This is a genomic window from Pseudomonas sp. NBRC 100443 (assembly GCF_030268185.1).
Lineage (GTDB): Bacteria > Pseudomonadota > Gammaproteobacteria > Pseudomonadales > Pseudomonadaceae > Pseudomonas > Pseudomonas citronellolis.
On record NZ_BSQE01000003.1, the window covers coordinates 78,534 to 93,861 of the forward strand.

Sequence of the window (15,328 nt, forward strand, 5' to 3'; positions counted from 1 at the left end):
GGGCGCCGAAGCCTGTTATCATCCCCGGCAGTCCTTTGTCCGGAATTGCCCATGTCGTCCCGCGAAATCCGAATCGCCACCCGTCAGAGCGCTTTGGCCCTGTGGCAGGCCGAGTACGTCAAGACCCGCCTGGAGCAGGCCCATCCCGGCCTGCGCGTGAGCCTGCTGCCGATGACCAGCCGCGGCGACAAGCTGCTCGATGCGCCGTTGGCGAAGATCGGCGGCAAGGGCCTGTTCGTCAAGGAACTGGAGACCGCCTTGCTGGAAGGCGCGGCCGACATCGCCGTGCACTCCATGAAGGACGTGCCCATGGACTTCCCCGAGGGCCTGGGCCTGTACTGCATCTGCGAGCGCGAGGACCCGCGCGACGCCTTCGTCTCCAACACCTACGCCAGCCTCGCCGAGCTGCCCGCCGGCAGCGTGGTCGGCACCTCCAGCCTGCGCCGCCAGGCACAGCTGCTGGCCAGCCGCCCGGACCTGCAGATCCGCTTCCTGCGCGGCAACGTCAACACCCGCCTGGCCAAGCTCGACGCCGGCGAATACGACGCCATCATCCTCGCCGCCGCCGGCCTGATCCGCCTCGGCTTCGAGGCGCGCATCCGCTCCAGCATCGGCGTCGAGGACAGCCTGCCGGCCGGCGGCCAGGGCGCCGTGGGCATCGAATGCCGCAGCGCCGATAGCGAGATCCACGCGCTGCTGGCGCCGCTGCACCACGCCGACACCGCGCTGCGGGTGACCGCCGAGCGTGCGCTGAACAAGCGCCTCAACGGCGGCTGCCAGGTGCCCATCGCCTGCTACGCCGTGCGCGAGGGCGAGCAGCTGTGGCTGCGCGGCCTGGTCGGCCAGCCCGACGGCACGCAACTGCTGCGCGCCGAAGCCCGCGCGCCCCTGGCCGAGGCCGAGGCGCTGGGCGTGAAGGTCGCCGAAGACCTGCTGGAACAGGGCGCGGCCGATATCCTCGCCGCCGTCTATGGCGAGGCCGGCCCGCAGTGAGCCACTGGCGCCTGCTGCTGACGCGGCCGCAGGACGAGTGCGCGGCCCTGGCCGCCAGCCTCGCCGAGCACGGCGTGGCCAGCGCCAGCCTGCCGCTGCTGGCCATCGAGCCGCTGGAAGAAACCTCCGAGCAGCGCAGCCTGCTGCTCGACCTGGACCGCTACTGCGCCGTGGTGGTGGTCAGCAAGCCTGCCGCGCGCCTGGGTCTGGAGCGTCTCGACCGCTACTGGCCGCAACCGCCGGCGCGCCAGGACTGGTTCGCGGTCGGCGCGGCCACCGCGGCTATCCTCGATGACTACGGCCTGCGTGTGCACCACCCGGAGAACGGCGACGACAGCGAAGCGCTGCTGGCCCTGCCGGCGCTGGCCCGCGCCCTGCAGGTGCCCGGGCCGCGGGCGCTGATCCTGCGTGGCGAAGGTGGCCGGGAATTCCTCGCCGAGCGCCTGCGCGGCCAAGGCGTGGCGGTGGATTATCTGGAACTCTACCGTCGCGTGCTGCCGGACTACCCGGCGGGCGAGCTGGCGCGGCGGGTGCGTGACGAAGCACTGAACGGCCTGGTGGTGAGCAGCGGCCAGGGCCTGGAACACCTGCTGCGCGTGGCCGGGGAGGACTGGCCGTGGCTGGCCGGGCTACCCTTGTTCGTGCCCAGCCCGCGGGTCGCCGAACTGGCCCGGGAAGCCGGTGCGCGACACGTGATCGATTGCCGCGGGGCGAATGCCGCGGCCCTGCTGGAGGCGCTCAGGGGCGCCGACGAAGAATAATTTCCGAGCGAAGGATGGACCTGTGAGCGAAGCCGTCACTCCCCAAGACACCCCGCAAGATACCCCCGTCGAGCCGACCCCGCCCGCTCCGGCCCGGTCCGGCAACGGCCTGGCCCTGCTCGCCCTGCTGGTCGGCGTCGCCGGCCTCGGCGTCGGTGGCTGGGGGCTGTGGCAGACGCAGCAGCTGCAGGCCCGCGACCAGGCCCGCGCGCAGCAGCTGGAAGAAGCCCGTGGCGAGGCGCAGAGCCTGCTCAACCACAACAGCGCGCTGGACAAGCGCCTGGATGCGCTGCCCAGCGCCGACGAGCTGGAGGCCCGCCGGCGCCTGGTGGTCGAGCTGCAGGGCGACCAGCAGCACCTGGCCCAGCAGTTCAAGCAGGTCCTCGGGCAGAGCCGCCAGCAGTGGCGCCTGGCCGAGGCCGAGCACCTGATGCGCCTCGCCTCGCTGCGCCTCTCCGCGCTGCAGGACATCGACAGCGCCACGCAACTGGTGCAGGGCGCCGACGACATCCTCCGCGCGCAGAACGACCCGGGCGCCTTCGCCGCCCGCGCACAACTGGCCAAGAGCCTCGAAGCCCTGCGCAGCCTGCCGCAGCCGGATCGCACCGGGCTGTTCCTGCAGCTCGGCGCGCTGCGCGAGCAGGCCGCCCAGCTGCAACCGCTGGAGCCGAGCTTCAAGGAAGGCCCGGGCAAGGCCTCGACCACCGCCTGGGGCGACGGCAGCAGCACCCTGGACCAGTGGTGGGAACGCATCTCGCGCTACGTGCGCATCGACTTCAACGCCGGCCAGGACGTGCGCCCGCTGCTCTCCGGGCAACAGCTGACGCGCGTGCGCCTGGCCCTGAGCCTGGCCCTGGAGCAGGCGCAGTGGGCCGCGCTCAACGGGCGCCAGGAAGTCTACCAACAGGCCCTGAAGCAGGCCCGGCAGATCCTCGGCGACTTCTTCAACGCCGACCTCGCCGACAGCCGCGCCCTGGGCCTGCGCATCGACGAGCTGGCGCAGCAGCCGGTGGCCGTGCAGGTGCCCGACCTGACCCCGGCGCTGGGCGCCCTGCAGGCCTACGTGGTGCGCCGCGACCAGGCCGCCCTCGACCAGCAGCAGGCGCCCGCCGCGCCCCAGGCGGAGGGTAGCCAATGAGCCGCGTCTACCTGCTGGTCCTGGCCCTGGTGGTGGCCGCCACCCTGGTCGGCCTGGCCATCGCCGAGCAGTCGGGCTACGTGCTGATCGCCTACAAGAGCTTCCGCTACGAATCCAGCCTGTGGACCTTCCTCGCCCTGCTGGCGCTGGTCTGGCTGCTGTACCTGGCGGTGCGCCTGGTATTGCGCCTGGTCGGCGTGTCCGGGCGGGTGGTCAACCCCTGGTCGCGCTTCAACCGCCGCCGCCGCGCCGAAATGGCCGAGGAACACGGCCAGCGCGACCTCGCCGAAGGCCACTGGGCCCCGGCCCTGCGCCACCTGCGGCGCGCCGCCGAACTGAACCAGCACAGCCTGTCCAGCTACCTGGGCGCGGCCCGCGCGGCCAACGAGCTGGGGCGCTTCGACGAGTGCGACCAGTTGCTCGACCGCGCCCTGGAACGCCAGCCCGGCACGGAGCTGGCCGTGGGCCTGACGCGCGCGCAACTGCTGATCAACCGTGGCGCCTTCGAACCGGCCCGCGCGGTACTGGTGAAGCTGCACGAGGAACACCCGCGCCACCCCACGGTGCTGCGCCTGCTCCAGCAGCTCTACGTCAGCCTGCAGGACTGGCGCCCGTTGCTGGCCCTGCTGCCGGAACTGCGCAAGGAGCGCGTGCTGGAGAACGCCCAGCTCAGCGACCTGGAGCGCCGCGCCTGGATCGCCGCCCTGGAAGCCGCCGGCGAGCAGGGCGTGGGGCAGGGCGAGACGGCCCTGCAGCCGCTCACCCAGACCTGGCAGAACCTGCCCGCCAACCTGCGCGCCCAGCCGCTGCTGGTCGCCGCCTATGCCCAGCAGCTGCTGCGCCTGGGCGCGCCCGAGGAGGCGGAGAAGGTCCTGCGCCAGGCCCTCAAGGAAGGCTACGACGAGCGCCTGATGCTGCTCTACGGCAAGGCCCGCGGCGGCGATCCGGCGCGCCAACTGCAGAACGCCGAGGCCTGGCTGAAGAAGTACCCCGACGACCCCGTCCTGCTCCTGTCCCTGGGCCGCCTGTGCCTGGCCGACAAGCTCTGGGGCAAGGCCCGCGACTACCTGGAGGCCAGCCTGGCCCGCCAGCACAGCGCCGAGACCTGTGCCGAGCTTGCGCGCCTGCTGGCGCACCTGGGGGAGACCGAGCGCAGCAACAGGCTGTTCCAGGAAGGCCTCGGCCTGTTCGGCGCGCCCGTAGGCAGTGCAGTCCAGCTGCCTGCGAAAGCGTAAGACGGTTCGGATGAAACGCGGCGCCCTCGGGCGCCGCTTTCGTTTTGGCTGACGGCTTTCGCCTACTTGCCGACGTAGCGGATGCGGTAGATCGCCCCGGCCATGTCGTCGCTCACCAGCAGCGAACCGTCCGCGGCCACCAGCACGTCGGCGGGGCGTCCCAGCACTTCCTCGTCGGGCTGCAGCCAGCCCTCGGCGAACAGGCTCTGGCGTTTCAGCGAGCCGTCCGCGTTCAGCTCGACGCGCACCACCCGGTAGCCGACCTTGCGGCTGCGGTTCCACGAGCCATGCTCGGCGATGAAGACGTTGCCGCGGTACTCGGCGGGGAACTGCTCGCCGCTGTAGAAACGCATGCCCAGCGCCGCCACGTGGGCACCGAGGCCGGCCACCGGCGCCACGAAGGCCGAGCAGGGACGCTGGGCGAACTCCGGGTCGGCGATGCGCCCGGCATGGCAGTCCGGGTAGCCGAAGTCGTCGCCGGCCTTGCCCACGCGGTTCAGCTCGTCGTCGGGCTGGTCGTCGCCGAGCAGGTCGCGGCCGTTGTCGGTGAACCACAGCCGGCCCTGGGCGTCCCAGTCGAAGCCCACGGTGTTGCGCACGCCATAGGCCACCACTTCGCGCTGGCTGCCGTCCGGCTGCATGCGTTGCAGGTTGGCGTAGCGCTCGCGGTCCGGGCGGCAGATGTTGCAGGGCGCGCCCACCGGCACGTAGAGCTTGCCGTCGGGGCCGAAGGCGATGAACTTCCAGCCGTGGTGCGTCTCGCCGGGGAACTGCGGCGGCAGTTCCTCGGGCTTTGGCGGCGCATCCAGGTGCGTCTCGATGTCGCGCAGCACGTAGAGGCGGCTGACAGCCGAGACGTACAGATCGCCCTGGTGGAAGGCCACGCCGCTGGGCATCTTCAGGCCGCTGGCGATCACCCGCGGGCGCTGTTCGCCGGGGCGCAGGGCATACACCTTGCCGGCCTCGCGACTGCCGACGAAGAGCGTGCCCTCGCTGCCCAGGGCCATGGCGCGGGCGTTGGGCAGCTGGTCGCTGAGCACCTCGATGCGGAACCCTTCGGGCACCTTGAGCCGCTCCACGACCGAGGCGGCGAATGCACCGGGGAGGGGGACGAACAGCAGCGCGGCGAGTAGGATCAGCTGTCGACGCATGGTAGGAATTCCCTGATGGCTGTCCGGCCCAGTCTAGCCCGCCGCCTTGAAAGGCCCGCGGAATTTCCTCTACCGTAGCGGCCTTTCCGAAAATGCCGTGCCACTGGAGCCGCCATGAACCTGGCCAGCCCGCGTTCCCTGTTCTTCCTCGCCTTCCTCGCCTGCGCCGCCATGCTCGGCGCCGGTTTCTACCTGCAGTACGTCGTCGGCCTGGAACCCTGCCCGCTGTGCATCGTGCAGCGCATCTTCTTCGCCGGCGCCGGGCTGTTCTCGCTGATCGCCGCGCTGCATGGCCGTGGCCGGCGCGTCTACTCGGTGCTGGTGCTGCTCTGCTCGCTGGGCGGGGCCGGCACCGCCGGCCGGCAGATCTGGCTGCAGACCCTGCCGCCGGACCAACTGCCGTCCTGCCTGCCGCCGCTGGACTACATGATGCAGACCATGCCCTACGCGGACATCCTCTGGACCATGTTCCACGGCTCGGCCGACTGCGCCGAGGTGACCTGGACGCTGCTCAGCCTGAGCATCCCGGAGTGGAGCCTGCTGGCCTTCGTCGGCTTCGCCCTGTTCGCCGTCTTCCAGTTTCTGCGCCGCGGCTGATCGCCGCGCGGCAGCAGAACTGTCCTACGGCGCGAAGCCAGCGCCGTCGCGGGCTGCCGATTAAACGCTCGTATGAATTTTCCCGCGAAAGGTGTCTTGAAGCGGACATCCCGCGGGCATACTCTGGTCTTCCGCACCGCCGGGATTCCGCCATCAGAGCGGTAGAACGCCGGCGAGTGCCCGCATTCGACAGAGAACTGTCCCGCCGCGGAACCGCCGGGACAGGCCGAGGGAAGCGAGGACAAGATGCTCGAGAGCTGCCGCAATGCCCAGGAACGTTGGGGAGGCGTCCACCAACTGATCGACCGCTGGTTGCGTGACCGCCAGGAACTCATCCAGGCCTTCGATTCGCTATCCGGACCCCAGGCGCCCGCCGTCAATGGCGAGGGGCTGGAGAACTTCTGCCAGCGCCTGGTCGACTACGTCTCCGCCGGCCACTTCGAGGTCTACGAACAGCTGATGGACGAGGCCAAGGCCTTTGGCGATGCGCGCGGCCTGGAACTGGCCAAGCAGATCTACCCGCGCCTGGAAGCCATCACCGCGTCCGCATTGAACTTCACCGATCGCTGCGACAACGGCGATTGCCGCGAAGGCACCTGCCTCACCAACGAGTTGAAGCTGCTGTGCCAACAGCTTCACGAGCGTTTCGAACTGGAAGATTGCCTGATCGAGGTGCTGCACAACGCCCACGAACAGTGCACGGTCACCGCCTGATTCTGGCGGGCGGGAAAAGGGGCGCGGTCCTTGCGGACGCGCCCTTTTTTCATGCCCGCGAAAACCTCGTCGGGGTGGCTGAAAGCCGCGTACTACGAGGCTTACAGCCATTCGGAAAGTTCCGCCTGACGGCCTCGTGGCGGCAGTCTGTGGCGTCGTTGGCGAGGGTGTCGCTGGAGGTGGCGTGCCCGCGGGCTGCTGTCCGGCCTGTGGAAAAACGGCTGCAGATTGTGCCTGGCGCGGGTTTCAGCTTTATGGGGGCGTTGGCGAGAGGGCCTGCGCGGGTCTAGTATGGGCGCAACCACGTACGCCAGGAGGCACGTCATGTCGGCCAACAAGAAACCTGTCACCACCCCTTTGCATCTGCTGCAGCAACTTTCCCACAGTCTGATCGAGCACTTGGAGACCGCTTGCAAGCAGGCCCTGGTGGACTCCGAGAAACTGCACGCCAAGCTGGAAAAGCAACGTGCCAAAGCGCAGGACAAACTGCACAAGGCACGCACCAAACTGCAGGAAGCAGGCAAGTCCGGGAAGGCCAAGGCACAAGCCAAGGCCAAGGCCGGCATCGCAGAGCTGGAAGAGGTGCTGGAAACACTGAAGGGCCGTCAGGCGGAAACCCGCGCCTACATCGCCAACCTCAAGCGTGACGTCCAGGAAAGCCTGAAGCTGGCCCAGGGCGTGAGCAAGGTGAAGGAAGCGGTCGGCAAGTCGCTGGCCACCCGCAAGCCGGTTGCCGCCGCCAAGCCTGTCGCCGCCAAGCCGGTGGTCAAGGCTGCCGCTGCCAAGCCTGCCGCCAAACCGGCCGCCAAGGCCGTTGCCGCCAAGCCGGCTGCCGCGAAGCCCGCCGCTAAACCGGCTGCCAAGGCTGCTGCTGCGAAGCCCGCCGCCAAGCCGGCTGCCAAAGCTGCTGCTGCGAAGCCCGCCGCTAAACCGGCTGCCAAAGCTGCCGCTGCGAAGCCCGCCGCCAAGCCGGCTGCCAAAGCTGCCGCTGCGAAGCCCGCCGCCAAGCCGGCTGCTAAAACTGCTGCTGCGAAGCCCGCCGCTAAACCGGCTGCCAAGGCTGCTGCCGCGAAGCCCGCCGCCAAGCCGGCTGCCAAAGCTGCTGCTGCGAAGCCTGCCGCCAAGCCGGCTGCCAAGGCTGCTGCCGCGAAGCCCGCCGCCAAGCCGGCTGCCAAAGCTGCTGCCGCGAAGCCCGCCGCCAAACCGGCTGCCAAGTCCGCTGCTGCGAAGCCTGCTGCCAAACCGGCTGCCAAGCCTGCTGCTGCGAAGCCTGCCGCCAAACCGGCTGCCAAGCCCGCTGCTGCGAAGCCTGCCGCCAAACCGGCTGCCAAGCCCACCGCTGCGAAGCCTGCTGCCAAACCGGCCGCCAAGCCCGCCGCTGCGAAACCCGCGGCCAAGCCCGCCGTCGCCGCCAAGCCTGCAGCTCCGGCCGCTACCCCGGCTGCTCCCGCTGCCCCGGCCGCGTCGACCGCTCCGGTCGCCAGCGCCGCACCGGCTCCGGTAGCGCCGAGCGCTCCGGCCGCCACTCCGAGCAGCGCTTCCTAAGACGCCGCTCGCGAAGCCGCCGCGGTGCGCAGCTGTTGCAGCGCACCGCGGCGTGTCTTTCCCGCTTCGCCGGCGCAGCCCTGCAGCCAGGCGTCCAGTTCGCTTCCGGCCTCTTCCGTCCAGCCCCGTCCCGCTTCCGCCAGCCGCTCCAGTTGCAGGCGTTCGGCGCGCAGCTCCAGCGTTTTCAGGGTTTCCCGTAGTTCTTCCAGATGGGCGTCGTCCTGCGCCCCCGCCTTCCACTGTTGGCGCAGTATCCGCAGCGGCTTGACCACCTCGCGTTGCCAGTTGGCGGAGGCCTTCGCCAGGGTATCCAGGCGTTGTCCGGAGCAGGCCCGGCCACGGGCTGCGAACCAGGCCCCGGCCAGCAGCAGGCAGACGTCGGCGCCGGCTTCCTGCAGCTCCAGGCAGGCCGCCTCGACGCCCGGCTGCGCGTAGAGGTCGAGGGCAAACGACCAGATATCTTCTGTCATAGGGCTCCCACAGCGGTTGCGCGGCGAAGCTGATAAACTCCGCCGCCATGATTCGACTCCAAAATCTTACGCTACAGCGTGGCCCCCAGCGCTTGCTGGAAGGTGCCGAACTGACCTTGCATGCCGGCCAGAAAGTCGGCCTGATCGGCGCCAACGGCGCCGGCAAATCGAGCCTGTTCGCCCTGCTGCGCGGCCAGCTCGGCCAGGACGCCGGCGACTGCCGGATCCCCGCCGACTGGCGCATCGCGCACATGCGCCAGGAGGTGGACACCCTCGAGCGCCAGGCCGTGGACTATGTCCTCGACGGCGACGTGCGCCTGCGCGAGATCCAGGCGCAGCTGGCCGCCGCCGAGAACGCCCATGACGGCGCCGCCGTGGCGCGCCTGCACACCGAGCTGGACAACGCCGACGGCTACACCGCCGACGCGCGGGCGCGCAAGCTGCTGGCCGGCCTGGGCTTCAGCGCCGAGCAGATGGAGCGCCGCGTCGGCGACTTCTCCGGCGGCTGGCGGATGCGCCTGAACCTGGCCCAGGCACTGATGTGCCCGTCCGAACTGCTGCTGCTCGACGAACCCACCAACCACCTCGACCTTGACGCCATCCTCTGGCTGGAGGAGTGGCTCAAGGGCTACCCGGGCACGCTCATCCTGATCTCCCACGACCGCGACTTCCTCGACGCCGTGGTCGACCACGTGGCGCACCTCGAACAGCGCAAGCTGACCCTCTATCGCGGCGGCTACTCGGCCTTCGAGCGCACCCGCGCCGAGCGCCTGGCGCAACAGCAGCAGGCCTACGAGAAGCAGCAGGCGCAGCGCGCCCACATGGAAAAGTACATCGCCCGCTTCCGCGCCCAGGCCACCAAGGCGCGCCAGGCACAGAGCCGCATCAAGGCCCTGGAACGCCTGGAGGAGCTGGCCCCGGCCCACGTCGACTCGCCCTTCGACTTCGTCTTCCGCGAGTCGGACAAGATTTCCAGCCCGCTGCTGGACCTGTCCGAGGCGCGCCTGGGCTACGGCGAGAAGACGGTGCTGGAGAAGGTCAAGCTGCAACTGGTGCCCGGCGCGCGCATCGGCCTGCTGGGCCCCAACGGCGCGGGCAAGTCGACCCTGATCAAGACCCTCTCCGGCGACCTGCCGCTGCTGGCCGGGCATCTGGCGCGCGGCGAGAACCTCGCCATCGGCTACTTCGCCCAGCACCAGCTCGACTCGCTGGACGCCAAGGCCAGCCCGCTGCTGCACCTGCAGCGCATCGCCCCGGGCGAGCGCGAGCAGACCCTGCGCGACTTCCTCGGCGGCTTCGACTTCCGCGGCGCGCGCTGCGACGAGCCGGTGCTGAACTTCTCCGGCGGCGAGAAAGCGCGCCTGGCGCTGGCCCTGATCGCCTGGCAGAAGCCCAACCTGCTGCTGCTGGACGAGCCGACCAACCACCTCGACCTGGAGATGCGCCTGGCCCTGACCATGGCCCTGCAGGAGTTCTCCGGGGCGGTGGTGGTGGTGTCCCACGATCGCCATCTGCTCAAGAGCACCACCGACCAGTTCCTGCTGGTGGCCGACGGCCGCGTGCAGGACTTCGACGGCGACCTCGACGACTACGCCCGCTGGCTGGTGGATTTCCGCGCGCGCCAGGCGCCGGTCGCCAATGCCGGCGCAGCGTCTGTCGAGAAGACCGACAAGCGCGCCCAGCGCCAGGCCGCCGCCGCGTTGCGCCAGCAGCTGGCGCCGCACAAGCGCGAGGCGGACAAGCTGGAGAAGGAACTGGGCGGCATCCACGAGAAGCTCGCCGCGCTGGAGGAAAAGCTCGGCGACAGCGCCCTCTACGAGAACGCGCGCAAGGACGAACTGCGTGACCTGCTGGCCCGGCAGGCGAGCCTGAAAGCCCGCGAGGCCGAGGTCGAGGAAGCCTGGCTGGTGGCCCTGGAAACCCTGGAGAACCTCCAGGCCCAGCTCGAAGGAGCCGAGTGATGGAAGACCTGCCGCTGCTCGTCGCCTGGAGCGATCCATTGCTGCGCGGCCTGCAGATCGTCCTCATCCTGCTGCTGGCCTGGGTGCTGCAGCGCATGGTGGCGCGCGGGCTGAACCGCCTGGCGCAGCGCTACCCGATCCCCCACGAACTGCTGCTGCCGCTGCGCGGCGGCCTGCGCTGGCTGATCATGGGCTCGGCGCTGATGATGGTGCTGGAGCGCCTGGGGGTTTCCGCCCAGGTGCTGTGGACCGCGCTGACCGGCTTCGTCGCGGTCGCCGCGGTGGCCTTCTTCGCCATCTGGAGCGTGCTTTCCAACCTGTTCTGCGCGCTGCTGATCTTCACCGTCGGGCCGTTCCGCCTGGGCGACCTGGTGGAGGTCATCGAGTCGGCCGACAAGCCCGGCGTGAAGGGCCGCGTCAGCGCCATCAACCTGCTCTACACCACCCTCGAGGAAACCTTCGAGGACGGCACCAGCGCCCTGCTGCAGGTGCCCAACAGCCTGTTCTTCCAGAAGGCCATCCGGCGCTGGAAAGGGCCCGGGCTGAGCAGCGGAAGATAACAACCACAACCCCTGTTCCCACACGGATACCCACGCACTATGGAATGGCTCGCTAGCCCTGAAATCTGGGTCGCCTTTCTGACCCTGACCGCCCTGGAGATCGTCCTGGGCATCGACAACATCATCTTCATCTCCATCCTGGTCAGCCGCCTGCCGGCGGCGCAGCAGCCCAAGGCGCGGTTCTTCGGCCTGGCGCTGGCGATGGGCACGCGGATCCTCCTGCTGCTGTCGATCACCTGGGTGATGCGCCTGACCGCCGACCTCTTCGAGGTGTTCGGCCAGGGCGTTTCCGGGCGCGACCTGATCCTGTTCTTCGGCGGCCTGTTCCTGCTGTTCAAGAGCACCATGGAGATCTACCACAGCCTGGAAGGCGCCGAGGAAGGCGGGCAGGGCAGCGCCAGGAGCCGCGGCTTCATGGCGGTGATCGTGCAGATCGCGATCATCGACATCATCTTCTCCCTGGACTCGGTGATCACCGCCGTGGGCCTGGTGCAGAACGTGCCGGTGATGATCGCCGCCATCGTCATCTCGGTCGGCGTGATGATGCTCGCCGCCGGCACCATCAGCGACTTCATCGACAAGCACCCGTCGCTGAAGATGCTGGCGCTGTCGTTCCTCATCGTGGTCGGCACCGTGCTGGTGGCCGAGGCCTTCGAGGTCCACGTGCCCAAGGGCTACGTCTACTTCGCCATGGCCTTCTCGCTGGCGGTGGAAGCCCTCAACATCCGCCTGCGCGGCGCCCTGGCGCGCAAGCGCGGCGAAGAGCCGGTGAAGCTGCGCAAGGACCTGCCGAGCTGATCGGCATGCCCCGCGCCGGGCTTCCTCCACACCTGTAGGAGCGGGCCCTGCCCGCGATTCGCGCGCAGGGCGCGCTCCTACAGGGGGGCGCCGGAGTCACGGCGATGGGTATCGCTTCGCTCAACCCATCCTACGGGGGCATCCCCTACACGGCAACGCGCGACTCGGGCACACTGGCTACCCGTAACAAGATTTTTCGCCACGAGGTCCACCATGCTCGCCAGTACCTGGTTCGCCTTCCTCATCGCCTGCTGGGTGATCAGCCTGTCGCCCGGCGCCGGGGCCATCGCCTCGATGTCCTGCGGCCTGCAGTACGGCTTCTGGCGCGGCTACTGGAATGCCCTGGGCCTGCAGATCGGTCTGGCTCTGCAGATCGCCGTGGTCGCCGCGGGCGTCGGCGCGCTGCTGGCCACCTCGGCGCTGGCCTTCAGCGTCATCAAGTGGTTCGGCGTGGTCTACCTGGCCTACCTCGCCTGGCGCCAGTGGAGCGCCGCCCCGCAGGTGATGCAGGCCGACGCCGAGCGCCCCATCGGCCGCCCGCTGAGCCTGGTGCTGCGCGGCTTCCTGGTCAACGCCAGTAACCCCAAGGCGGTGATCTTCATGCTCGCCGTGCTGCCGCAGTTCGTCGACCCGCACCGGCCGATGGCGATGCAGTACGTGATCATGGGCGCGACCATGATCTGCGTCGACCTGATCGTCATGGCCGGCTACACCGGGCTGGCCGCGCGGGTGCTGCGCGCGCTGCGTTCGCCGCGCCAGCAACGGCTGATGAACCGCACCTTCGCCAGCCTGTTCCTCGGCGCCGCCGCGCTGCTGGCCACCGTTCGCCGCGCCCCGGTGTGAAGCCGACGGGCGCCGCCTAGGCGCCCGAATGGTGGCGGAGTAGTATTGGCGCCCTCCATTCTCATTCGCCTTCCGCCATGCGCCTTCCAAAGCTTCTCATCTGGCTGCTGCCGCTGCTTTGCGGCGCCAGCCTCACGGCCCTGGCCGACGTTCCGGTCGACCCCTCCCAGGCCCTGCACCTGCTGAGCTACCTGGCCGCGGACTACCCGCCGACGGTGAGCGCCGGGCAGGTGGTCGACGCCACCGAATACAAGGAGCAACTGGAGTTCGCCGGCCAGCTGCAGGCGCTGCTGCTGGCCCTGCCGGCGCGCCCCGAGCGGGCCGACCTGGAGCGCGAGGTGGCCGGCCTGCGCCGCGCCATCGAGCAGCGCCAGCCCGGCGCCCTGGTGGCGCAGCAGGCGCGGCACCTGGAAGCGCGCCTGGCGGATGTCTACCAGGTGGTGCAGACCCCCGCCATCACCCCCGACCCGGCCCGCGGCGCACCGCTCTACGCCCAGCAGTGCTCGATCTGCCACGGCGACGCCGGCAAGGGCGACGGCCCGGCGGGCATCGGCCTGCAGCCGCCGCCGGCCGACCTCACGGCCCGCGCGCGCCTGGACCAGCTGAGCCTCTACGACCTGCGCACGGTGATCGGCCTGGGCGTCGCCGGCACCGACATGCCGGCCTTCGCCGACCAGTTGGACGAGCGCCAGCGCTGGGACCTGGCAGCCTACGTGGCGGGCCTGAGCGCCGCCGAGGCCCAGCCCGACGGCGCCCACGCCTACCCGCTGGCGAGCCTGGCCACCCAGACCCCGGCCGAAGTGGCTGCCCGCGACGGCGACGCCGCCGCGCAGAGCTTCCGCGCCCTGCGCGCGCACCCGCCGCTGGAGCACCGCGGCCCGGCGCAGCTGATCGACTACACCGCCGCCACCCTCGACAAGAGCTTCGCCATCTACCGCCAGGGCGATCACGACCAGGCCTACGACCTGTCCGTGGCGGCCTACCTGGAAGGCTTCGAGCTGGTGGAAAGCTCGCTGGACAACGTCGACGCCACCCTGCGCAAGGCCACCGAGAAAGAACTCATGGCCTACCGCCAGACGCTGCGCGACGGCCTGCCCGAAGCCCAGGTGGCGCAGCAGCTGGAGCGCGCCAAGGGCAAGCTTGGCGAAGCCGCCAAGGCGCTCAGCGGCGACTCCCTGAGCAGCACCATCAGCTTCGTCTCGGCGCTGCTGATCCTGCTGCGCGAGGGCGTGGAAGCCATCCTGGTGCTCGCTGCCATCCTCGCCTTCCTGCGCAACACCGGGCAGGAAGCCGCCACCCGCGGCGTGCACGTCGGCTGGGGCCTGGCCTTCGTCGCCGGCTTCGCCACCTGGGCGCTGGCGGCCTACGTGATCGACATCGGCGGCGCCCAGCGCGAGCTGATGGAGGGCTTCACCTCGCTGTTCGCCTGCGTGATGGTGCTCTGGCTCGGCGTGTGGATGCACGACCGCCGCCACGCCGCGGCCTGGCAGGACTACATCCGCAGCAGCCTGGTGGGCGGCGGCGGGCGCTTCGGCTTCGCCGTGCTGGCGTTCTTCTCGGTGTACCGCGAGCTGTTCGAGGTCATCCTGTTCTACGAAACCCTCTGGCTGCAGGCCGGCCCGGCCGGGCACAGCGCGGTCATCGCCGGCGCCGGCTGCGCGGTGGTGCTGCTGATCGGCCTGGCCTGGGTGATCCTGCGCGGCTCGGCGAAACTGCCGCTGAAGCTGTTCTTCACCGTCAACGCCGCGCTGCTCTGCGCGCTCTCGGTGGTGTTCGCCGGGCACGGCGTGGTGGCCCTGCAGGAAGCCGGGGTGATCGGCACCCGCCCGGTGCCCTTCTTCGACTTCGACTGGCTGGGCATCAAGGCCGACGCCTACTCGCTATCGGCCCAGGCCCTGGCGCTGCTGGCGGTGGCCGTGCTCTACGGGCGCAGCCTGCTGGCGGAAAAACGCAAGGCCGCGGCGCTGCCCTGAGGCGGCACGCGGCAAACCCCGACGGCCAGTGCGATACTGGCCGTCGTCATTTTCGGGAAACGAGTCCGATGCGTATCTGGATCGATGCCGACGCCTGCCCGCGCGCGGCGAAGGAACTGGTGGCGAAGTTCGCCCTGAAGCGCAAGCTGGAAGTGGTGATGGTCGCCGGCCAGCCGGTGGCCAAGCCGCCGTTCGCCTGCGTCAGCCTGGTGGTGGTGCCCAGCGGCATGGACGCCGCCGACGACTACCTGGTGGAGCAGGCCGAGCCGGGCGACCTGGTGATCTGCAGCGACGTGCCGCTGGCCGACCGCCTGGTGAAGAAGGGCGTGGACGCCCTGGACCCGCGCGGCCGCGAGTTCGACGCGAAGAACATGGGCGAGCGCCTGGCGCTGCGCAACCTGATGACCGACCTGCGCGACCAGGGGCAGATGGGCGGCGGCCAGGGGCCTTATGGCGACAAGGATCGGCAGGCTTTCGCCAATGCGCTGGATCGGTTGTTGACGCGGTTGAGCAGAAGCTAAAAGAGACGCTGGAAGCTTGAAGCTGAAAGCTAGAAGCCGCACGATCTCCAGCTTCCAGCTTCCAGCTT

15 protein-coding genes are annotated in these 15,328 nt (G+C 69.9%); 13 read left to right on the plus strand and 2 right to left on the minus strand.

What is annotated here, in order from left to right:
• Nucleotides 1–51 precede the first annotated feature (51 nt).
• The 4 genes from hemC to QSJ95_RS04575 are packed head-to-tail and all read left to right on the plus strand — an operon-like array spanning nucleotide 52 to nucleotide 4,127.
• Nucleotides 52–993 (plus strand): hydroxymethylbilane synthase, encoded by a 942-nt coding sequence (gene hemC, locus QSJ95_RS04560; RefSeq protein ID WP_009615043.1) that lies wholly within the window; start codon nucleotides 52–54, stop codon nucleotides 991–993.
• On the plus strand, nucleotides 990–1,754 hold the full coding sequence (locus tag QSJ95_RS04565; protein ID WP_285640419.1) for a uroporphyrinogen-III synthase: 765 nt from the start codon (nucleotides 990–992) through the stop codon (nucleotides 1,752–1,754). Before hemC ends, QSJ95_RS04565 begins: the two co-directional genes overlap by 4 nt.
• A 22-nt stretch (nucleotides 1,755–1,776) precedes the next feature.
• On the plus strand, nucleotides 1,777–2,892 hold the full coding sequence (locus tag QSJ95_RS04570) for a uroporphyrinogen-III C-methyltransferase (protein WP_043316365.1): 1,116 nt from the start codon (nucleotides 1,777–1,779) through the stop codon (nucleotides 2,890–2,892).
• The gene (locus tag QSJ95_RS04575; RefSeq protein ID WP_009615047.1) at nucleotides 2,889–4,127 is read left to right on the plus strand and encodes a heme biosynthesis HemY N-terminal domain-containing protein; all 1,239 of its coding nucleotides are present in this window, start codon (nucleotides 2,889–2,891) and stop codon (nucleotides 4,125–4,127) included. Before QSJ95_RS04570 ends, QSJ95_RS04575 begins: the two co-directional genes overlap by 4 nt.
• A gap of 62 nt (nucleotides 4,128–4,189) precedes the next feature.
• Here the strand turns inward: QSJ95_RS04575 and QSJ95_RS04580 are convergent, their stop codons facing one another.
• On the minus strand, nucleotides 4,190–5,278 hold the full coding sequence (locus QSJ95_RS04580; protein ID WP_281687284.1) for a PQQ-dependent sugar dehydrogenase: 1,089 nt from the start codon (nucleotides 5,276–5,278) through the stop codon (nucleotides 4,190–4,192).
• A 114-nt stretch (nucleotides 5,279–5,392) separates the two neighbouring features.
• On the opposite strand from QSJ95_RS04580, the gene QSJ95_RS04585 reads away from it, so the two are divergent.
• From QSJ95_RS04585 to QSJ95_RS04595, 3 genes are all read left to right on the plus strand, one after another.
• A complete protein-coding gene (locus QSJ95_RS04585) occupies nucleotides 5,393–5,875 on the plus strand; it encodes a disulfide bond formation protein B (protein ID WP_009615049.1) in 483 nt (160 codons plus the stop codon).
• A 246-nt stretch (nucleotides 5,876–6,121) separates the two neighbouring features.
• Complete coding sequence (gene rsd / locus QSJ95_RS04590; RefSeq protein WP_285640424.1) at nucleotides 6,122–6,589, plus strand: sigma D regulator; 468 nt, start codon at nucleotides 6,122–6,124, stop codon at nucleotides 6,587–6,589.
• 324 nt (nucleotides 6,590–6,913) lie between these two features.
• Nucleotides 6,914–8,134: an AlgP family protein gene (locus QSJ95_RS04595; protein WP_285640427.1), complete on the plus strand. Its 1,221-nt coding sequence runs from the start codon at nucleotides 6,914–6,916 to the stop codon at nucleotides 8,132–8,134.
• Here QSJ95_RS04595 and QSJ95_RS04600 read toward each other — a convergent pair.
• Nucleotides 8,131–8,604 (minus strand): TIGR02444 family protein, encoded by a 474-nt coding sequence (locus QSJ95_RS04600; RefSeq protein WP_285640429.1) that lies wholly within the window; start codon nucleotides 8,602–8,604, stop codon nucleotides 8,131–8,133. The two genes, QSJ95_RS04595 and QSJ95_RS04600, sit on opposite strands and share 4 nt — an antisense overlap.
• 47 nt (nucleotides 8,605–8,651) lie before the next feature.
• Between QSJ95_RS04600 and QSJ95_RS04605 the strand changes: the two genes are divergently transcribed.
• The 6 genes from QSJ95_RS04605 to QSJ95_RS04630 all read left to right on the plus strand — a co-directional run bounded on the left by QSJ95_RS04605 (nucleotide 8,652) and on the right by QSJ95_RS04630 (nucleotide 15,260).
• Nucleotides 8,652–10,565 (plus strand): ATP-binding cassette domain-containing protein, encoded by a 1,914-nt coding sequence (locus tag QSJ95_RS04605; RefSeq protein WP_267853661.1) that lies wholly within the window; start codon nucleotides 8,652–8,654, stop codon nucleotides 10,563–10,565.
• A complete protein-coding gene (locus QSJ95_RS04610; RefSeq protein WP_043269653.1) occupies nucleotides 10,565–11,125 on the plus strand; it encodes a mechanosensitive ion channel family protein in 561 nt (186 codons plus the stop codon). Before QSJ95_RS04605 ends, QSJ95_RS04610 begins: the two co-directional genes overlap by 1 nt.
• Before the next feature lie 39 nt (nucleotides 11,126–11,164).
• Nucleotides 11,165–11,923 carry a TerC family protein gene (locus tag QSJ95_RS04615; RefSeq protein ID WP_043269651.1) on the plus strand — a complete coding sequence of 253 codons (759 nt, stop codon included), beginning with the start codon at nucleotides 11,165–11,167 and terminating at the stop codon, nucleotides 11,921–11,923.
• Between the two features lie 213 nt (nucleotides 11,924–12,136).
• Nucleotides 12,137–12,766, plus strand: coding sequence for a LysE family transporter (locus QSJ95_RS04620; protein WP_009615056.1), 630 nt, complete (start codon nucleotides 12,137–12,139; stop codon nucleotides 12,764–12,766).
• Between the two features lie 77 nt (nucleotides 12,767–12,843).
• Nucleotides 12,844–14,739, plus strand: a complete 1,896-nt coding sequence (locus tag QSJ95_RS04625; RefSeq protein ID WP_058487747.1) for a cytochrome c/FTR1 family iron permease — start codon at nucleotides 12,844–12,846, stop codon at nucleotides 14,737–14,739.
• A 68-nt stretch (nucleotides 14,740–14,807) separates the two neighbouring features.
• On the plus strand, nucleotides 14,808–15,260 hold the full coding sequence (locus tag QSJ95_RS04630) for a YaiI/YqxD family protein (RefSeq protein WP_009615058.1): 453 nt from the start codon (nucleotides 14,808–14,810) through the stop codon (nucleotides 15,258–15,260).
• Nucleotides 15,261–15,328: the final 68 nt, after the last annotated feature.

What these genes read in the sequence shown, in the direction of transcription:
- hemC (WP_009615043.1), top strand. Translation starts at nt 52, where the DNA reads ATGTCGTCCCGCGAAATCCGAATCGCCACCCGTCAGAGCGCTTTGGCC.
- QSJ95_RS04575 (WP_009615047.1), top strand. Translation starts at nt 2,889, where the DNA reads ATGAGCCGCGTCTACCTGCTGGTCCTGGCCCTGGTGGTGGCCGCCACC.
- QSJ95_RS04580 (WP_281687284.1), bottom strand. Translation starts at nt 5,278, where the DNA reads ATGCGTCGACAGCTGATCCTACTCGCCGCGCTGCTGTTCGTCCCCCTC.
- QSJ95_RS04585 (WP_009615049.1), top strand. Translation starts at nt 5,393, where the DNA reads ATGAACCTGGCCAGCCCGCGTTCCCTGTTCTTCCTCGCCTTCCTCGCC.
- rsd (WP_285640424.1), top strand. Translation starts at nt 6,122, where the DNA reads ATGCTCGAGAGCTGCCGCAATGCCCAGGAACGTTGGGGAGGCGTCCAC.
- QSJ95_RS04595 (WP_285640427.1), top strand. Translation starts at nt 6,914, where the DNA reads ATGTCGGCCAACAAGAAACCTGTCACCACCCCTTTGCATCTGCTGCAG.
- QSJ95_RS04600 (WP_285640429.1), bottom strand. Translation starts at nt 8,604, where the DNA reads ATGACAGAAGATATCTGGTCGTTTGCCCTCGACCTCTACGCGCAGCCG.
- QSJ95_RS04605 (WP_267853661.1), top strand. Translation starts at nt 8,652, where the DNA reads ATGATTCGACTCCAAAATCTTACGCTACAGCGTGGCCCCCAGCGCTTG.
- QSJ95_RS04610 (WP_043269653.1), top strand. Translation starts at nt 10,565, where the DNA reads ATGGAAGACCTGCCGCTGCTCGTCGCCTGGAGCGATCCATTGCTGCGC.
- QSJ95_RS04615 (WP_043269651.1), top strand. Translation starts at nt 11,165, where the DNA reads ATGGAATGGCTCGCTAGCCCTGAAATCTGGGTCGCCTTTCTGACCCTG.
- QSJ95_RS04620 (WP_009615056.1), top strand. Translation starts at nt 12,137, where the DNA reads ATGCTCGCCAGTACCTGGTTCGCCTTCCTCATCGCCTGCTGGGTGATC.
- QSJ95_RS04625 (WP_058487747.1), top strand. Translation starts at nt 12,844, where the DNA reads ATGCGCCTTCCAAAGCTTCTCATCTGGCTGCTGCCGCTGCTTTGCGGC.
- QSJ95_RS04630 (WP_009615058.1), top strand. Translation starts at nt 14,808, where the DNA reads ATGCGTATCTGGATCGATGCCGACGCCTGCCCGCGCGCGGCGAAGGAA.